The sequence below is a fragment of the Streptomyces sp. NBC_00582 genome, from assembly GCF_036345155.1.
GTDB lineage: Bacteria > Actinomycetota > Actinomycetes > Streptomycetales > Streptomycetaceae > Streptomyces.
On the sequence record NZ_CP107772.1, the window covers coordinates 7903076 to 7918270 of the forward strand.

General features: G+C 72.7%; 17 protein-coding genes. 11 read left to right on the forward strand and 6 right to left on the reverse strand.

Annotated elements, in window-relative coordinates; translation table 11 throughout:
- Window positions 1-24: 24 nt before the first annotated feature.
- A complete protein-coding gene (locus OG852_RS35735; protein ID WP_133910114.1) occupies window positions 25-660 on the reverse strand; it encodes a TIGR03085 family metal-binding protein in 636 nt (211 codons plus the stop codon).
- A gap of 140 nt (window positions 661-800) precedes the next feature.
- Here OG852_RS35735 and hisI point away from each other — a divergent pair, with 140 nt between their 5' ends.
- From hisI to lgt, 11 genes are all read left to right on the forward strand, one after another.
- Window positions 801-1193, forward strand: coding sequence for a phosphoribosyl-AMP cyclohydrolase (hisI, locus tag OG852_RS35740; protein WP_133910115.1), 393 nt, complete (start codon window positions 801-803; stop codon window positions 1191-1193).
- A gap of 11 nt (window positions 1194-1204) precedes the next feature.
- On the forward strand, window positions 1205-2683 hold the full coding sequence (locus OG852_RS35745; protein WP_330350088.1) for an anthranilate synthase component I: 1479 nt from the start codon (window positions 1205-1207) through the stop codon (window positions 2681-2683).
- Window positions 2684-2761: 78 nt separating this feature from the next.
- On the forward strand, window positions 2762-3412 hold the full coding sequence (locus OG852_RS35750; RefSeq protein WP_330350089.1) for a TIGR02234 family membrane protein: 651 nt from the start codon (window positions 2762-2764) through the stop codon (window positions 3410-3412).
- 154 nt (window positions 3413-3566) lie between these two features.
- The gene (locus OG852_RS35755; RefSeq protein WP_133910118.1) at window positions 3567-3824 is read left to right on the forward strand and encodes an HGxxPAAW family protein; all 258 of its coding nucleotides are present in this window, start codon (window positions 3567-3569) and stop codon (window positions 3822-3824) included.
- A gap of 83 nt (window positions 3825-3907) precedes the next feature.
- The gene (locus OG852_RS35760) at window positions 3908-4363 is read left to right on the forward strand and encodes a DUF2752 domain-containing protein (protein ID WP_330350090.1); all 456 of its coding nucleotides are present in this window, start codon (window positions 3908-3910) and stop codon (window positions 4361-4363) included.
- Between the two features lie 122 nt (window positions 4364-4485).
- Window positions 4486-5295: an indole-3-glycerol phosphate synthase TrpC gene (gene trpC, locus OG852_RS35765; protein ID WP_330350091.1), complete on the forward strand. Its 810-nt coding sequence runs from the start codon at window positions 4486-4488 to the stop codon at window positions 5293-5295.
- Window positions 5296-5316: 21 nt separating this feature from the next.
- Window positions 5317-5520, forward strand: a complete 204-nt coding sequence (trpM, locus tag OG852_RS35770) for a tryptophan biosynthesis modulator TrpM (protein ID WP_133910121.1) — start codon at window positions 5317-5319, stop codon at window positions 5518-5520.
- A 70-nt stretch (window positions 5521-5590) separates the two neighbouring features.
- Window positions 5591-6874, forward strand: coding sequence for a tryptophan synthase subunit beta (gene trpB, locus OG852_RS35775; RefSeq protein WP_133910122.1), 1284 nt, complete (start codon window positions 5591-5593; stop codon window positions 6872-6874).
- Window positions 6871-7689, forward strand: a complete 819-nt coding sequence (gene trpA, locus OG852_RS35780; RefSeq protein ID WP_330350092.1) for a tryptophan synthase subunit alpha — start codon at window positions 6871-6873, stop codon at window positions 7687-7689. The genes trpB and trpA overlap by 4 nt, the downstream gene beginning before the upstream one ends.
- Window positions 7690-7777: 88 nt before the next feature.
- Complete coding sequence (locus tag OG852_RS35785; RefSeq protein WP_133910124.1) at window positions 7778-8554, forward strand: thioredoxin domain-containing protein; 777 nt, start codon at window positions 7778-7780, stop codon at window positions 8552-8554.
- Between the two features lie 82 nt (window positions 8555-8636).
- Window positions 8637-9659 carry a prolipoprotein diacylglyceryl transferase gene (gene lgt / locus OG852_RS35790; RefSeq protein ID WP_330350093.1) on the forward strand — a complete coding sequence of 341 codons (1023 nt, stop codon included), beginning with the start codon at window positions 8637-8639 and terminating at the stop codon, window positions 9657-9659.
- Window positions 9660-9722: 63 nt separating this feature from the next.
- On the opposite strand, the gene OG852_RS35795 is transcribed toward lgt, so the two are convergent.
- The 5 genes from OG852_RS35795 to OG852_RS35815 are packed head-to-tail and all read right to left on the reverse strand — an operon-like array spanning window position 9723 to window position 15193.
- Window positions 9723-10559 carry an HpcH/HpaI aldolase/citrate lyase family protein gene (locus OG852_RS35795; RefSeq protein WP_133910126.1) on the reverse strand — a complete coding sequence of 279 codons (837 nt, stop codon included), beginning with the start codon at window positions 10557-10559 and terminating at the stop codon, window positions 9723-9725.
- Window positions 10556-11755, reverse strand: coding sequence for a CaiB/BaiF CoA transferase family protein (locus OG852_RS35800; RefSeq protein ID WP_133910127.1), 1200 nt, complete (start codon window positions 11753-11755; stop codon window positions 10556-10558). Before OG852_RS35800 ends, OG852_RS35795 begins: the two co-directional genes overlap by 4 nt.
- Entirely contained in the window at window positions 11752-12645 is an 894-nt protein-coding gene (gene rbsK / locus OG852_RS35805) for a ribokinase (RefSeq protein WP_133910128.1), read from the reverse strand. The genes OG852_RS35800 and rbsK overlap by 4 nt, the downstream gene beginning before the upstream one ends.
- Complete coding sequence (locus OG852_RS35810) at window positions 12642-14018, reverse strand: ADP-ribosylglycohydrolase family protein (RefSeq protein ID WP_330350094.1); 1377 nt, start codon at window positions 14016-14018, stop codon at window positions 12642-12644. The genes rbsK and OG852_RS35810 overlap by 4 nt, the downstream gene beginning before the upstream one ends.
- Entirely contained in the window at window positions 14006-15193 is a 1188-nt protein-coding gene (locus OG852_RS35815) for an ADP-ribosylglycohydrolase family protein (protein ID WP_330350095.1), read from the reverse strand. Before OG852_RS35815 ends, OG852_RS35810 begins: the two co-directional genes overlap by 13 nt.
- Window positions 15194-15195: the final 2 nt, after the last annotated feature.

Sequence of the window (15195 nt, forward strand, 5' to 3'; positions counted from 1 at the left end):
TCAGCCCGCTCGGGTCCGGCCGGCTCAGATGCCCAGTTGCCTGCCGCTGTGCAGCTTCTCGATGGCGTCCTCGTCGCCGTCCAGCTCCACCTTCGCGGCGCTCTGCCGGCCGTACAGGAACAGCAGCAGCTCCGACGGCTCCCCGGTGACCGTCACCACCGGCGTGCCCCGCTGCGCGACCGCCGTACGGCCGTCCGCGCGGCGCAGCACCAGACCGGTCGGCGAGCCGCGGCCCATCAGCCGGGCGGTGCGTTCCAGCCGGGACCACAGGGCGTCCTGGAAGACCGGGTCGAGCTCCCGGGTCGTCCAGTCGGGCTGGGCCCGGCGGACGTCCTCCGTGTGGACGTAGAACTCGATCGTGTTGGACGCCTCGTCGATCTGCTTGAGCTGGAAGGGGGAGAACCGCGGTGGCCCCGTACGGATGAGCTGGATCAGCTCCTCGTACGGCTTCGCGGCGAACTCGCCCATCACCTTGTCCAGCCGGGGCGCGAGCTGCTTGATCAGGATGCCCCCGGCGGCGTCCGGACGGCGCTCCCGCACCACCACGTGGGCGGCCAGGTCCTGCGTTTTCCAGCCCTCGCACAGGGTTGGGGCGCCCGGACCGGCGGTCTCCAAGAGGTCGGCGAGAAGGAGCCGTTCACGCTTGGCGAAAGTCGACATGCGGTCAGCCTACGACTGCGTAAAGCGTCCGCCCACCCGTCTCCCGGCCACCACCCCTCACCGAGGCCCTCCGGGCGGCCCCTGCCCAACCAGTGGACGACGCCCCGTCACTGTCAGCGGCGCGCGGCACAATGGCACCCATGACCAGCACGCCCCCGCCCAGCACCCTCGACCCCGAGATCGCCGCCCGCCTCAAGCGCAGCGCCGACGGGCTCGTCCCCGCCATCGCCCAGCAGTACGACACCGGCGAGGTGCTCATGCTCGGCTGGATGGACGACGAGGCGCTGCACCGCACCCTCACCACCGGCCGCTGCACCTACTGGTCGCGCAGCCGCCGGGAGTACTGGGTCAAGGGCGACACCTCCGGCCACTTCCAGTGGGTGAAGTCCGTGGCGCTGGACTGCGACGCCGACACCCTGCTGGTCAAGGTCGACCAGATCGGCGCCGCCTGCCACACCGGCGCGCGCACCTGCTTCGACGCCGACGTGCTGCTCGGGGCCGCCGATTCCGGCGTACGGGCCGAGGGTCAGTAAGGTCAGCCGCCATGGACCTCGATACCTTCCGCAAGCTCGCCACCGACCGGCGCGTCATCCCGGTCACGCGCAAGCTGCTCGCCGACGGTGACACCCCGGTCGCCCTCTACCGCAAGCTCGCCGCCGAGCGCCCCGGCACCTTCCTGCTGGAGTCCGCGGAGAACGGCCGCTCGTGGTCCCGGTACTCCTTCGTGGGCGTCCGGTCCGCGGCGACCCTGACCGCCCGCGACGGCCGGGCCCACTGGTTCGGCGCCCCGCCCGTCGGCGTCCCCGTCGACGGCGACCCGCTGGCCGCCCTGCGCGCCACCATCGAGGCCCTGCACACCCCCCACCAGGAGGGTCTGCCGCCCTTCACCGGCGGCATGGTCGGCTACCTCGGCTACGACATCGTGCGCCGCCTGGAGAAGATCGGCCCCGGCGAGCGCGACGACCTGCAGCTCCCCGAGCTGACCATGCTCCTGACCAGCGACCTCGCCGTCATGGACCACTGGGAGGGCTCGGTTCTGCTGATCGCCAACGCGATCAACCACAACGACCTCGACACCGGCGTCGACGAGGCGTACACGGACGCGGTGGCCCGTCTCGACGCCATGGAGGCCGACCTCACGCGCGCGGTGGCCCAGCCCCCGGCCGTGCTGCCGCCCTCCGAGCTCCCCGAGTACACCGCCCGCTGGGGCGGCCCCGACTTCCAGGAGGCCGTCGAGGACATCAAGGAGCGCATCCGCGCGGGCGAGGCCTTCCAGGTCGTCCCCTCGCAGCGCTTCGAGACGCCGTGCACGGCGAGCGCGCTGGACGTCTACCGCGTGCTGCGGGCCACCAACCCCTCGCCGTACATGTACCTGTTCCGCTTCGACGGCTTCGACGTCGTCGGCTCGTCCCCCGAGGCCCTGGTCAAGGTCGAGGACGGGCGGGCCATGGTCCACCCCATCGCCGGCACCCGGCACCGCGGCGCCACCCCGCAGGAGGACCAGGCCCTCGCCGACGAACTCCTCGCCGACCCCAAGGAGCGCGCCGAGCACCTCATGCTCGTCGACCTCGGCCGCAACGACCTGGGAAGGGTCTGCGAGCCCGGCTCGGTCGAGGTCGTCGACTTCATGTCCATCGAGCGGTACTCGCACGTCATGCACATCGTCTCGACGGTCACCGGCAAGGTCGCCCCCGGCCGCACCGCCTTCGACGTCCTCACCGCCTGCTTCCCCGCCGGGACCCTCTCCGGCGCCCCCAAGCCCCGCGCCATGCAGATCATCGACGAGCTGGAGCCGTCCCGGCGCGGTCTGTACGGCGGCTGCGTGGGTTACCTGGACTTCGCGGGCGACTCCGACACCGCCATCGCCATCCGCACCGCCCTGCTGCGCGACGGCACCGCGCACGTCCAGGCCGGCGCCGGCATCGTCGCCGACTCCGACCCGCTCGCCGAGGACCAGGAGTGCCGCAACAAGGCGGCCGCGGTCCTGCGCGCGGTCCACACCGCGAACCGGCTCGGGACGTAGCCCTCCGGACGGGGTGGGCGCGGTGGTTGCGTGAATCACTGAGCCCCGGGTGACGGTTGGCCCGGGGTTCAGGCGATAGTGGACTCCGTGACCGCTGTACCTCACCCCCGTTCCGTATCCGCCGCCTCCGCCCGGGCCGGCCGGCTGAGCCTCGGCCTCGCCCTGATGTCCGGTGCGCTGGGCGCGGCCGTGGCGCTGCTCTCCACCCGGCAGCGCTGGTCGCAGGGCACGGCGACGGTGGCCGGCGGCCCCTTCGCCCTCACCGCCAAGGGCAGCGACGTCACGGGCGTGCCCGCGGCGCTCGCCATAGTGGGCCTCGCCGCGCTCGTCGCCGTCTTCGCCGTCCGCAAGGCCGGCCGCCTCGCGGTCTCCGCCCTCCTCGCGCTCTCCGGCGTCGGCATCGTCGTCGCCGCCCTGACCGGAGCCTCCGACGACTCCGCGCTCGACGAACAGGCCGCGCGGGCCTCCGGCGACACCTCCGCCACCGTCGCCTCCTTCACCCACACCGCCTGGCCCTATGTCGCGGTCGTCGGCGGTGTCCTGATCCTGCTGGCGGGCCTGCTGGCCCTGCGCTACGGCCGCCAGTGGCCCGCCATGTCCGGCCGCTACGAGCGCGGCGGCGCCCCCCGTCAGCGGCGGGCCGCGCGGCCCGCCGACCCGGAGCGGCCCGAGGAGATCTGGAAGGCCCTGGACCGCGGCGAGGACCCGACCGGCACCGACCCGGCCTGACCTCGAGCCGGGCGACCCGCGCCGGGGCTTCCCGATGTGGTGAATCAGACGCGAACGGAAGCCACCCCCGCGTCCCGTACGCGGGCGCGTACGGGACAATGGACGGCGAGCCTCCGGCTCGGACGGACACATAGACAGCAATGAGGAGCAAGTCATGGCGGGCAGCAGCCACGGACACACCCCGGCCGCCTGGACCGGTGTCACCATCGCCTTCATCGGTTTCTGCGTCGCGGGCGCGTTCATGGTGATGGCCCAGCCGGTGGGCTTCTGGGCCGGCATGGTGATCGTGGCCCTCGGCGGGGTCGTCGGCGGCCTGATGCGTGCCGCGGGCCTGGGCCAGCCGAAGGACGCCCACCCGGCACACAAGGTCGCGGCGACGGCGAAGCCCGAGCCCGTCGCCGCCGAGGGCTGACCGCCCGGAGCACTCCCCGTGAGGGGCGACCGGCACACGCGCCGGTCGCCCCTCACGCGCGTGTGCGCCCCCGGAAGGGCAGAATGCGGGACGTGAACGCCGACAGCCGGAGGGTGACACCGACGGGCCCACGGACGCCGTCCACGGCCGTGGGACGCCTCGCCGTGCCCGCCGGGATCCTCGCCGCCGTCGCCGGGGCCTTCGCGTACGTCGGGGCCGTCGACCCGAACGAGCCCGGCCACTACCCCGTCTGCCCCCTGCTCCGCGTCACGGGCCTGTACTGCCCCGGCTGCGGCGGCCTGCGCAGCGCGCACGCCTTCGCCCACGGCGACGTCCTCACCGCCCTGCACGCCAACGCCCTCGCGGTGGCCGGCTACCTGTTCTTCGCCGTCGTATGGACCGTCTGGGTGGTCCGCGCGGCGCGCGGACGGCCGCTGCGGATCGACCTCGGCCCGGTCGCCCTGTGGTCGCTGGGCGCGTCGGTGCTGGTCTTCACGGTTGTCCGGAACCTGCCGTTCGGTGGCTGGCTGCACCCTTGATCAACGGGCGAATGTCCAGGTAGTGGGACCGCGCTCCACCGGATGTGAGGCGGCACCCCTCCTGCGGATACCATCGCAGTGACCATCGTTCTCCACTGGTTGCCCGGAAGGGGGCCGCTCGCGTGAGTGTGCTCGACGAGATCATCGACGGAGTCCGTGCCGACCTCGCGGAGCGGCAGGCGCGCGTCAGCCTCGACGAGCTCAAGGAGCGCGCGGCCAAGGCGCAGGCCGCCAAGGACGGTGCCGCCGCGCTCAAGGGCGACGGCGTCAAGGTGATCTGCGAGGTCAAGCGCTCCAGCCCGTCCAAGGGCGCGCTGGCCGCCATCGCCGACCCGGCGGGCCTCGCCGCCGACTACGAGGCGGGCGGCGCCGCCGTCATCTCCGTCCTCACCGAACAGCGCCGCTTCGGCGGCTCGCTGGCCGACCTGGACGCCGTCCGCGCCCGCGTCGACATCCCGGTGCTGCGCAAGGACTTCATCGTCACGTCGTACCAGCTGTGGGAGGCCCGCGCGCACGGCGCCGACCTCGCGCTGCTGATCGTGGCCGCCCTCGACCAGCCGGCCCTGGAGTCGCTGATCGAGCGCGCCGTCTCCATCGGCCTCACCCCGCTCGTCGAGGTGCACGACGAGGAGGAGGTCGAGCGCGCGGTGGACGCGGGCGCCCGGATCATCGGCGTCAACGCGCGCAACCTGAAGACCCTCGAGGTCGACCGCGGCACCTTCGAGCGGATCGCCCCCGAGATCCCCGACCACATCGTCAAGGTCGCCGAGTCCGGCGTCCGCGGCCCCCACGACCTCATCGCGTACGCCAACGCGGGAGCCGACGCGGTCCTGGTCGGCGAGTCCCTGGTGACCGGCCGCGACCCGAAGACGGCGGTGGCCGACCTGGTCGCGGCGGGCGAGCACCCCGCACTGCGTCACGGCCGGGGCTGATCACCCGCTAGGCTGGCCCCGATGACTCTCACCGTGACGACCGTGGACCGGTACGCCCGCCTCGCGCGCGGCTGCCGCCCGAGGGGCTGCCGAGCCCCGGCGAGGCGCGTCCACGGCCGCCGGGTGCGGTACGTCATCGGAGACGAACCGGGACAGGTCAACGGACGTCGATGGCAGCGCGCCCCTGAGGGGCGCGGGGAACTGCGCGACCAGCCCACTGCCTGAGGTCGCCCACCAAGCTCCGCCCCCACGGCGATTCGTGTTTCTCCACCAACACTCACCGTGAGGTATCCGCATGCCCAGCGAGTTCTTCATTCCCGACCCCGAAGGTCAGGTCCCCACCGCCGAAGGCTACTTCGGCGCCTTCGGCGGCAAGTTCATCCCGGAGGCCCTCGTCGCCGCCGTGGACGAGGTGGCCGTCGAGTACGACAAGGCCAAGCACGACCCCGAGTTCGCCCGCGAGCTCGACGACCTGCTGGTCCACTACACCGGCCGCCCCAGTTCCCTCACCGAGGTGCCGAGGTTCGCCGAACACGCCGGTGGCGCGAGGATCTTCCTCAAGCGGGAGGACCTCAACCACACCGGCTCCCACAAGATCAACAACGTTCTCGGCCAGGCCCTGCTCACCAGGCGCATGGGCAAGACGAGGGTCATCGCCGAGACCGGCGCCGGCCAGCACGGTGTGGCCACGGCCACCGCCTGCGCCCTGTTCGGCCTCGAGTGCACGATCTACATGGGCGAGATCGACACCCGGCGCCAGGCGCTCAACGTGGCCCGTATGCGCATGCTCGGCGCCGAGGTCGTCGCCGTGAAGTCCGGCAGCCGCACGCTCAAGGACGCCATCAACGAGGCGTTCCGCGACTGGGTGGCCAACGTCGACCACACCCACTACCTCTTCGGCACGGTCGCCGGCCCGCACCCCTTCCCCGCGATGGTCCGCGACTTCCACCGCGTCATCGGCGTCGAGGCCCGCCGCCAGCTCCTGGAGCGCGCCGGCCGCCTGCCCGACGCGGCGATCGCCTGCGTCGGCGGCGGCTCCAACGCCATCGGCCTCTTCCACGCCTTCATCCCGGACACCTCCGTCCGGCTGATCGGCTGCGAGCCGGCCGGCCACGGCGTGGAGACCGGCGAGCACGCGGCGACCCTCACCGCCGGTGAGCCCGGCATCCTGCACGGCTCGCGCTCCTACGTCCTCCAGGACGACGAGGGCCAGATCACCGAGCCGTACTCCATCTCGGCGGGCCTGGACTACCCGGGCATCGGCCCCGAGCACTCGTACCTCAAGGACAGCGGCCGCGGCGAGTACCGCGCGGTCACGGACGACGCCGCCATGCAGGCCCTGCGCCTGCTCTCGCGCACCGAGGGCATCATCCCGGCCATCGAGTCCGCGCACGCCCTCGCCGGGGCCCTGGAGGTCGGCAGGGAGCTCGGCAAGGACGGGCTGATCGTCGTCAACCTGTCCGGCCGCGGCGACAAGGACATGGACACGGCCGCCCGCTACTTCGGGCTGTACGACACCGACGCCGAGGTCGCCGCCAACGCGGCCGACACCGCCGAGATCGAGGGGGACGCCAAGTGAGCGGGAACATTCAGCTGCTGTCGGACACCCTGGCGGCCGCCAAGGCCGAGGGCCGCTCCGCCCTCATCGCCTACCTCCCGGCCGGGTTCCCGACCGTGGACGGCGGCATCGAGGCCATCAAGGCCGTCTTCGACGGCGGCGCGGACGTGGTCGAGGTGGGTCTGCCGCACAGCGACCCCGTCCTGGACGGCCCGGTCATCCAGACCGCAGACGACATCGCCCTGCGCGGCGGCGTCAAGATCGCGGACGTCATGCGCACGGTCAAGGAGGCCCATGAGGCCACCGGGAAGCCGGTGCTCGTCATGACGTACTGGAACCCCATCGACCGCTACGGCGTCGAGCGGTTCACCGCCGAGCTGGCCGAGGCGGGCGGCGCGGGCTGCATCCTGCCCGACCTGCCGGTGCAGGAGTCGGCGCTGTGGAGGGAGCACGCCGAGAAGCACGGCCTCGCGACGGTCTTCGTCGTGGCGCCCAGCAGCAAGGACGAGCGGCTGGCGCAGATCACCGCGGCGGGCAGCGGCTTCGTCTACGCCGCCTCGCTCATGGGCGTCACCGGCACCCGTGAGTCGGTCGGCGCGCAGGCCCACGACCTGGTCGAACGCACCCGGGCCACCGGCTCCGCCCTGCCCGTCTGCGTCGGCCTCGGTGTCTCCAACGCCCGGCAGGCCGCCGAGGTCGCCGGTTTCGCCGACGGTGTGATCGTCGGCTCGGCCTTCGTCAAGCGGATGCTGGACGCGCCGGACGACGCGGCCGGCGTCGAGGCCGTCCGGGCCCTCGCCGGTGACCTGGCGAAGGGCGTGCGCGGGCAGGGGTAGCAGAGCGGGACATGTCGTGCGGTTCACCCGTACAGGTGGACCTGGGACCGGGGGGGCTCATTGGGCCTCCCCGGTTCGTTCTGGGGGTGTGAGCGAGAAGAATCGAGAGGGAAAGCGCACCGCCCGGGAGCGACTGGCGGTGGAGCGCGAGAAGCAGAAGGCCGCCGAGCGGCGGCGACGCACACTGATCGTCGGCGCGAGCGTCGTCTGTGTGCTGGGCCTGGCCGCGGTGATCGGCGTCGTCGCCGCGAACTCCGGCAAGGACGAGGACAGCGCCAAGTCCGGCCCGGTCGTGGCGCCCACGGGGGCCACGGGCAAGGACTCCCTGGCGATCCCGGTCGGCAAGGACGACGCCCCGTCCACGCTCACGGTGTGGGAGGACTTCCGCTGCCCCGCCTGCAAGGCCTTCGAAACGGCGTACAGACCGACGATCCACGAGCTGGCGGACGCCGGGAAGCTGAGGGTGGAGTACCACCTGGCCACCCTCATCGACGGCAACATGGGCGGCAGCGGCTCCCGCAACGCGGCCAACGCGGCGGCCTGCGCCCAGAACGCGGGGAAGTTCACCGCCTACCACGACGTGCTGTACGAGAACCAGCCCGAGGAGACGAACGACGCCTACAGCAAGAACAGCGAGCTGATCGAGCTGGCCGGCAAGGTCGACGGCCTCGACACGCCGGCGTTCCGCGCCTGTGTCGAGAAGGGCACGCACAACAGCTGGGTCGTGAAGTCCAACCAGGCCTTCCAGAACGGCGGCTTCGGCGGCACGCCCACCGTGCTCTTCAACGGCAAGAACATCTACCAGGACCGGACGATGACCCCGGCCAAGTTCAAGCAGATGGTGGAGGAGGCCAACCAGGGGTGAGGGTTTCTCACCGGCCCGTTATGGAGCCGTAGCCGGGCTGCCCGTCGTGGGCCCGGTGCGGCAGGGTAGCGTCGGACCTGCCATGGAACTTGCCTACATTCCCAGCCCGTCGCGCGGGGTGCTGTACCTCGGCCCCATTCCGCTGCGCGGCTACGCGTTCTGCATCATCATCGGCGTCTTCGTCGCGGTCTGGCTCGGCAACAAGCGCTGGCTCGCCCGGGGCGGGCAGGCCGGCACGGTGGCCGACATCGCGGTCTGGGCCGTGCCCTTCGGACTGGTCGGCGGCCGGCTCTACCACGTGATCACGGACTACGAGCTCTACTTCACCGAGGGCCGTGACTGGGTGGACGCCTTCAAGGTCTGGGAGGGCGGCCTCGGCATCTGGGGCGCGATCTCCCTCGGCGCGGTCGGCGCCTGGATCGGCTGCCGCCGCCGGGGCATCGCGCTGCCCGCCTACGCCGACGCCATCGCTCCCGGCATCGCCCTGGCGCAGGCCATCGGCCGCTGGGGCAACTGGTTCAACCAGGAGCTGTACGGCAAGCCGACCGACCTGCCCTGGGCCCTGCACATCACGTCCTCCGCGGACGGCCGGGTGCCGGGGTACTACCACCCGACGTTCCTGTACGAGTCGCTGTGGTGCATCGGTGTCGCGCTCCTCGTCCTCTGGGCGGACCGCCGCTTCAAGCTGGGGCACGGGCGGGCGTTCGCGCTGTACGTCGCCGCGTACTGCGCGGGGCGCGGTTGGATCGAGTACATGCGCATCGACGACGCGCACCACATCTTCGGCATCCGGCTCAACGTGTGGACCGCGATCATCGTGGGGCTGCTCGCGGTGACGTACATCGTGGTGTCGGCGAAGAAGCGGCCCGGCCGGGAAGAGGTCGTCGAGCCTCTTGCCTCCGGCGGTGCGGCCGGATCCGACGGTGCGGCCGAGCCCGAGAGCGAGCCCGAGAACAAGGCCGAGGACAAGACTGAGGCCGACCAGAAGGCCGAGGCCGACCAGAAGGCTGAGGCCGAGGACAAGGCCGAGGACAAGGCCGAGGCCGAGGACGAGGAAAAGGAAAAGGAAAAGGACGAGGCCGAGTCGGCCGGTAAGAACAGCTGACGGCTGGTTCTACGACGACGGAGGGCGCCCGGGTTTCCCGGGCGCCCTCCGTCGTGGAAGGAGTCAGTCGCGGCGGGCCGCGAGGGACAGGGTGCGTTGGGCCGCCGACACCACCGCCGCGTCGATGAAGCGGCCGTCCGGGAGGGCCTGGGCGCCCTGTTCCGTCACCGCCGCCTTGACGATCGTCTCGGCCTCGTCCAGTTCCTGCTCGGTGGGCAGGTAGGCGCGCTCGATGATGGGGAGCTGGCGCGGGTGGATCGCGGCGCGGCCCAGGAAGCCGAGGGCGCGGCCATGGGCGCAGGAGGCCGCGAGGCCGTTGAGGTCCCGGGTGTCGGGGTGGACGGACTGCGAGGGCGGGGCGAGGCCCGCGGCCCGGGCGGCGAGGACCACCCGGGAGCGGGACCAGTCGAGGCCCGCGTCGTCGCGGATGCCGAGGTCGGCGCGGAGGTCGGCCTCGCCGAGGGTGATGCCCCGCAGGGCGGGGTGGGCGGAGGCGATGGCGTAGGCGTGTTCGATGCCGAGGGCGCTCTCCAGCAGGGCGTGCAGCGGGGGTGCGCCGCCCTCCGCGGGGGCGGTGGTCTCGGCGATCCGGGTGATCTGGTGCGGGGCCGTCACCTTGGGCAGCCGCAGTCCCGCGACGCCGGGCAGGGCGGCCACCGCCTGGAGGTCGGCGGAGGCCAGCGGCCCGTCGAGGGCGTTCACCCGGACGTGCACCGGGACCGGCTGGGGCTCGGAGAGGCGCTCGGCGGTGGCCTTGCGGGCGTAGGCCTTGCGGTCGGGGGCGACCGCGTCCTCCAGGTCGATGATCACGACGTCGGCGCCCGAGGCGAGGGCCTTGGTGACGGTGTGCGGACGGTCCCCGGGGGCGTACAGCCAGGTCAGGGGGAAGGGCGCGGTCACAGGGCGCCCTCCTCGCGCAGGGCGGAGAGCTCGGCGGCGGTCAGGCCCAGCTCGGTGAGGACCTCGTCGGTGTCGGCGCCGTGCGGGCGGCCGGTCCAGCGGATCGCGCCGGGGGTCGCCGAGAGCCGGAAGAGGACGTTCTGCATACGGATCCGGCCGAGCTCCGGGTCGTCGACGGCGGTGACCGTGCCGAGGGCCTGGTACTGGGGGTCGTCCAGCACGTCCCGTACGTCCTGGACGGGGGCGACGGCGGCCTCCGCCTTCTCGAAGGCGGCAAGGACCTCGGTGCGGGAGCGGGCCGCGATCCAGCTGCCTACCGCCTGGTCGAGGACGTCGGCGTGCGCGGCCCGGTCGGCGCCCGTCGCGAACCACGGTTCGTCGATCAGCTCGGGGCGGCCGACCAGGCGCATCACCCGTTCCGCGATCGACTGGGCCGAGGTGGAGACGGCGACCCAGGTGCCGTCGGCCGTGCGATAGGTGTTGCGCGGGGCGTTGTTGGCGGAGCGGTTGCCGGTGCGCTTCTGGACGTATCCCAGTTGGTCGTACCAGAGGGCCTGCGGACCGAGGACCGCCAGCATCGGCTCGATGATCGCCATGTCCACGACCTGCCCCTCGCCGGTGCGTTCGCGGGCGGCGAGGGCGGTCATGACGGCGTAGGCCGTGGCCAGGGCGGTGATGGAGTCGGCGAGACCGAAGGGCGGGAGCGTCGGTGGCGCGTCCGGCTCCCCGGTGATCGCGGCGAAGCCGCTCATCGCCTCGGCGAGGGTGCCGAAGCCGGGGCGGTGGGCGTACGGCCCGAACTGACCGAAGGCGGTGACCCGGGTCAGCACCAGCCGGGGGTTGGCGGCGGAGAGCTCCTCCCAGCCGAGGTCCCATTTCTCCAGGGTGCCGGGGCGGAAGTTCTCGATGATCACATCGGCGCCGGCGGCGAGCCGCAGGAGGGTGGCGCGGCCGCCCGGGGTGGAGAGGTTCAGCGTGATCGTGCGCTTGTTGCGGCCGAGGAGCTTCCACCACAGGCCGATGCCGTCCTTGGCCGGGCCGTGGCCCCGGGACGGGTCCGGTTTCGTGGGGTGCTCGACCTTGACGACCTCCGCGCCGAAGTCGCCGAGCAGGGTGGCGGCGAGGGGGCCGGCGAACAGGGTGGCGAGGTCGAGGACGCGGAGACCGTGCAGCGGGGTGGTGGTGGGCCCGGTCATGAGGCGTACTGCTTCTCGATCTCGGAGCGGTACGGCATCGAGGCGGAGGCACCCGGGCGCTGGACCGACAGCGCGGCCGCCGTGGCCGCCCACGCCAGGGCCTCCCGCACGGGGCGTTCCTCGCCGAGGGCCACCGCGAGGGCGCCGACGAAGGTGTCGCCGGCGCCGGTGGAGTCCACGGCGGTGACCTGCGGGGCGGGGACGGTGAGCGGGTCGGCGCCGCGGGCCGCGTGGAGGCTGCCGGCCGCGCCGAGCGTGATCACGACCTCGGGGACGACTTCCAGGAGCGCGGCGGCCGCCTCGTGGGGGTCGGTGCGGCCGGTGAGCGTCGTGGCCTCGTGCTCGTTCGGCACCAGCAGGTCGACGGCGGCGAGGAGTTCGGGCGGCAGCGGCTGGGCGGGGGCCGGGGTGAGGATCGTACGGACCCCGTGGGCGCGGGCCGCGCGGGCGCCCGCGACGACGGCGGGCAGCGGGATCTCCAACTGCAGGAGGAGCGCGTCGGCGGAGGCGATCAGGCCCGCGTCGCCGGGCACGAGATGGTCGAGGGTGCCGTTGGCGCCGGGGACGACGACGATCGCGTTGCCGCCCTCGTCGTCCACGACGATGTGCGCGGTGCCGGAGGGGAACTCGACCGTGCGCAGATGGTCGGTGTTGACGCCGGAGTGCTCCAGGGTGGAGCGCAGACGGGCGCCGAAGGAGTCGTTGCCGACCGCGCCGATCATGGAGACGGTGCCTCCGGCGTGTGCGGCTGCGATCGCCTGGTTGGCGCCCTTGCCGCCGGGGATCGTACGGAACTCCCGTCCCGTCACGGTCTCCCCGCGCTGCGGGGCCTTCTCGACGTAGGCGACGAGGTCCATGTTCGTGCTGCCGAGCACGACGATGTCGGTCATGGGCGGGATGCCTCCCGGTGGGTGAGGGACCAGGTGAGGTGGGCGAGGGTGTCGAAGCCGGTGCCGTCGAAGCCGGCGACGGAGGTGGCGAGTCGGTTCTTGAGGGGGGCCGTCCAGGGGGCGGGGAGGGCGGCGGGGTCGCCGGCGAGGAGGCCGGCGACGCTGCCCGCCGTCGCGCCGTTGGAGTCCGTGTCCCAGCCGCCGGACACCGCGCGGCAGATGGAGCCGGTGAAGTCGCCGTTCGCGTGGGTGAGCGCCGCGGCGATCAGGGCGGTGTTGGGGATCGCGTGGACCCAGTGCAGGTCCTTGTGGGTGGTGTGGAGTTCGTCCACGACCGTGTCGAAGTCGGTGTGCGTATGGGCGAGTTGGATCGCGTGGGTGACGGCCTTCGTGAGGCGGGAGCGGGGTGGGATCACCGTGAGGCCGGTGCGCAGGCAGCTGTGGATGTCGTGCTCGCCGGTCGCGGCCGTCGCGATGGTGGCCGCGGTGAACATCGCCGCGTAGACGCCGTTGGCGGTGTGGGTGAGGGTGGCGTCGCGATGGGCCTGTTCCGCGGCCGCTTCGGGGGCGCCGGGGTGGGTCCAGCCGTGGACGTCGGCGCGGATGAGGGCGCCGATCCATTCGCGGAAGGGGTTGCGGTGGCGGGCGGTGTGCGGGGGTTCGATGCCGGAGAGGAGGTTGCGGAAGGCGAGGCGTTCGGCGGTGAAGGTGCGGCCGGGGGGGAGCTCGTCGAGCCAGAGTCTCGCCACGTCGGTGGTGGTGAAGGCGGTGCCGTGGCGTTGGAGCAGAAGGAGGTTGAGGAGGGGGTAGTTGAGGTCGTCGTCCTCGGGCATGCCGTCGATGTTCTCGGCGAGGGAGGTGGTCGCCGAGCGGCGGTTCCAGGGGTGGTCGGTGAGGAGGCTCTCGGGGACGCCTCGGGCGGTGAAGTAGGTGGTGAGGGGCCAGTTGCCGGTGGATCTGGCGAGTTGGCGGATGGCGTCGAGGGGGAGTTTCTCCACCGGTTTGCCCAGGAGGCAGCCGACTGCTCTGCCGAGCCAGGCGGCTTCGAGGGCGGCCGGGGTGGGGGCGGGCCGGGGGTGGGTTTCACTGGCCCGCGCTTGCGGGGTGCCGCTGCGGATGAGTTCCAGGTCCGTGGGTTCGTCCTCTGCCAGCCTGCTGGGCAGGTCGGCGAGTTCGTCCAGCAGGTCCTCTGCCAGTTGCCGCAGATAACGGGAGGCGCGTTGGCTGGACGCTCCCGCTCCGGCCGGGGCCTCCGGGCCGCCTGCCGCTCGCCAGCGGGCTGCGATGGCCCAGGGTTCGCGGCCGTCCTCGGCGGCCTGGCGGAGTTCGTGGCCGAGGAGGTCTTCCGGTTGGACCCAGGTCAGGCGGAGCATCCCGGGCCTCCGAGCAGGGTGGTGAAGGCCGTCTCGTGGGAGCGGCGTGCCTGGGCGTCCTTCTCGAAGATCTCGCGGGTGACGCGGGCCAGGGTGCGGGGCGGTTCCCAGAGGTCCAGGCGGCTCGCCTCCGCGACCTGCTTCGACCAGTCCTCGGGGACGGGGGAGCCGAGGGCGCCCGTGATCGCGCCGGCCATCGTGGCGATCGAGTCGCAGTCCCGGCCGTAGTTCACCGCGCCGAGGACCGCGTGCCGGTAGTCGCCGTCGGACACGAGCAACATGCCCAGGGCGATCGGGAGTTCCTCGATCGCGTGCAGGCGGGAGGGGCGGCGGGCGGCCAGGGAGGGTCTGCGGTAGTCGGGGCCCACCGTGTCGTACGGGGCCACCGCCTCGCGCAGCGGGAGCAGCGCCGACTCGAAGTCCCGGTGCCGGGACGCCTCTTCGCAGACCTTCTCGATCGCGGTGCGGGTGCCGTCCTTCGCCAGGGACAGACAGGTGGTCACGACCGAGTCGGGGGTCGCGTCCGGGGCGCAGGCCGCCGCCACCGCCGCCGCGAAGACGCCCGCCGCCTCACGGCCGTACGAGGACGAGTGGGCGCCCGCGATGTCCAGGGCCTCGGCGTACGCCCCCGCCGGGTGGGCCGCGTTGACCAGGCCGACCGGGGCCATGTACATCGCCGCGCCGCAGTTGACGATGTTGCCGGTGCCGGCCTCCCGGGGGTCCACATGGCCGTAGTGGAGCCGGGTCACCAGCCATTTCTCCGCCAGGAAGAGCCGGTGCAGGGGGAGGGCCTCGGTCTCCAGCTCCGGGATCCAGCGGGGGTTCGTCATCAGGTCCGGAACCAGGTGGTCGGTGATCGCGTACGCGTCCAGGTGGTCGCGGACCCGGTCGTAGACCCTGATCAGCGCGTGGGTCATCAAGGTGTCGTCGGTGACGTGTCCGTCGCCCTTGTGGTACGGCGCGATCGGGCGGGCGGTGCGCCAGGCGTCGCCGTTCCAGGGGCCCACGATGCCGTGGACGCGGCCGCCGTGGCGTTCCGCGATCTGGGCGGGAGAGTAGCCCTCGACGGGGCCGCCCAGGGCGTCGCCGACCGCCGCGCCGACGAGGGCCCCGGTGATCCGGTCGTCCAGGGTGTTTTCTTGCTCTTTTACGCTTTCTGATTCTTTGGGCGTCATGC

Bases quoted from the DNA above. Each gene is read 5' to 3' on its own strand.
- OG852_RS35735 (WP_133910114.1), bottom strand. From the start codon at position 660: ATGTCGACTTTCGCCAAGCGTGAACGGCTCCTTCTCGCCGACCTCTTG.
- OG852_RS35745 (WP_330350088.1), top strand. From the start codon at position 1,205: ATGGACCTCGATACCTTCCGCAAGCTCGCCACCGACCGGCGCGTCATC.
- OG852_RS35760 (WP_330350090.1), top strand. From the start codon at position 3,908: ATGCGGGACGTGAACGCCGACAGCCGGAGGGTGACACCGACGGGCCCA.
- hisI (WP_133910115.1), top strand. From the start codon at position 801: ATGACCAGCACGCCCCCGCCCAGCACCCTCGACCCCGAGATCGCCGCC.
- OG852_RS35755 (WP_133910118.1), top strand. From the start codon at position 3,567: ATGGCGGGCAGCAGCCACGGACACACCCCGGCCGCCTGGACCGGTGTC.
- lgt (WP_330350093.1), top strand. From the start codon at position 8,637: ATGGAACTTGCCTACATTCCCAGCCCGTCGCGCGGGGTGCTGTACCTC.
- OG852_RS35810 (WP_330350094.1), bottom strand. From the start codon at position 14,018: ATGCTCCGCCTGACCTGGGTCCAACCGGAAGACCTCCTCGGCCACGAA.
- OG852_RS35800 (WP_133910127.1), bottom strand. From the start codon at position 11,755: ATGACCGGGCCCACCACCACCCCGCTGCACGGTCTCCGCGTCCTCGAC.
- trpM (WP_133910121.1), top strand. From the start codon at position 5,317: ATGACTCTCACCGTGACGACCGTGGACCGGTACGCCCGCCTCGCGCGC.
- rbsK (WP_133910128.1), bottom strand. From the start codon at position 12,645: ATGACCGACATCGTCGTGCTCGGCAGCACGAACATGGACCTCGTCGCC.
- trpB (WP_133910122.1), top strand. From the start codon at position 5,591: ATGCCCAGCGAGTTCTTCATTCCCGACCCCGAAGGTCAGGTCCCCACC.
- OG852_RS35815 (WP_330350095.1), bottom strand. From the start codon at position 15,193: ATGACGCCCAAAGAATCAGAAAGCGTAAAAGAGCAAGAAAACACCCTG.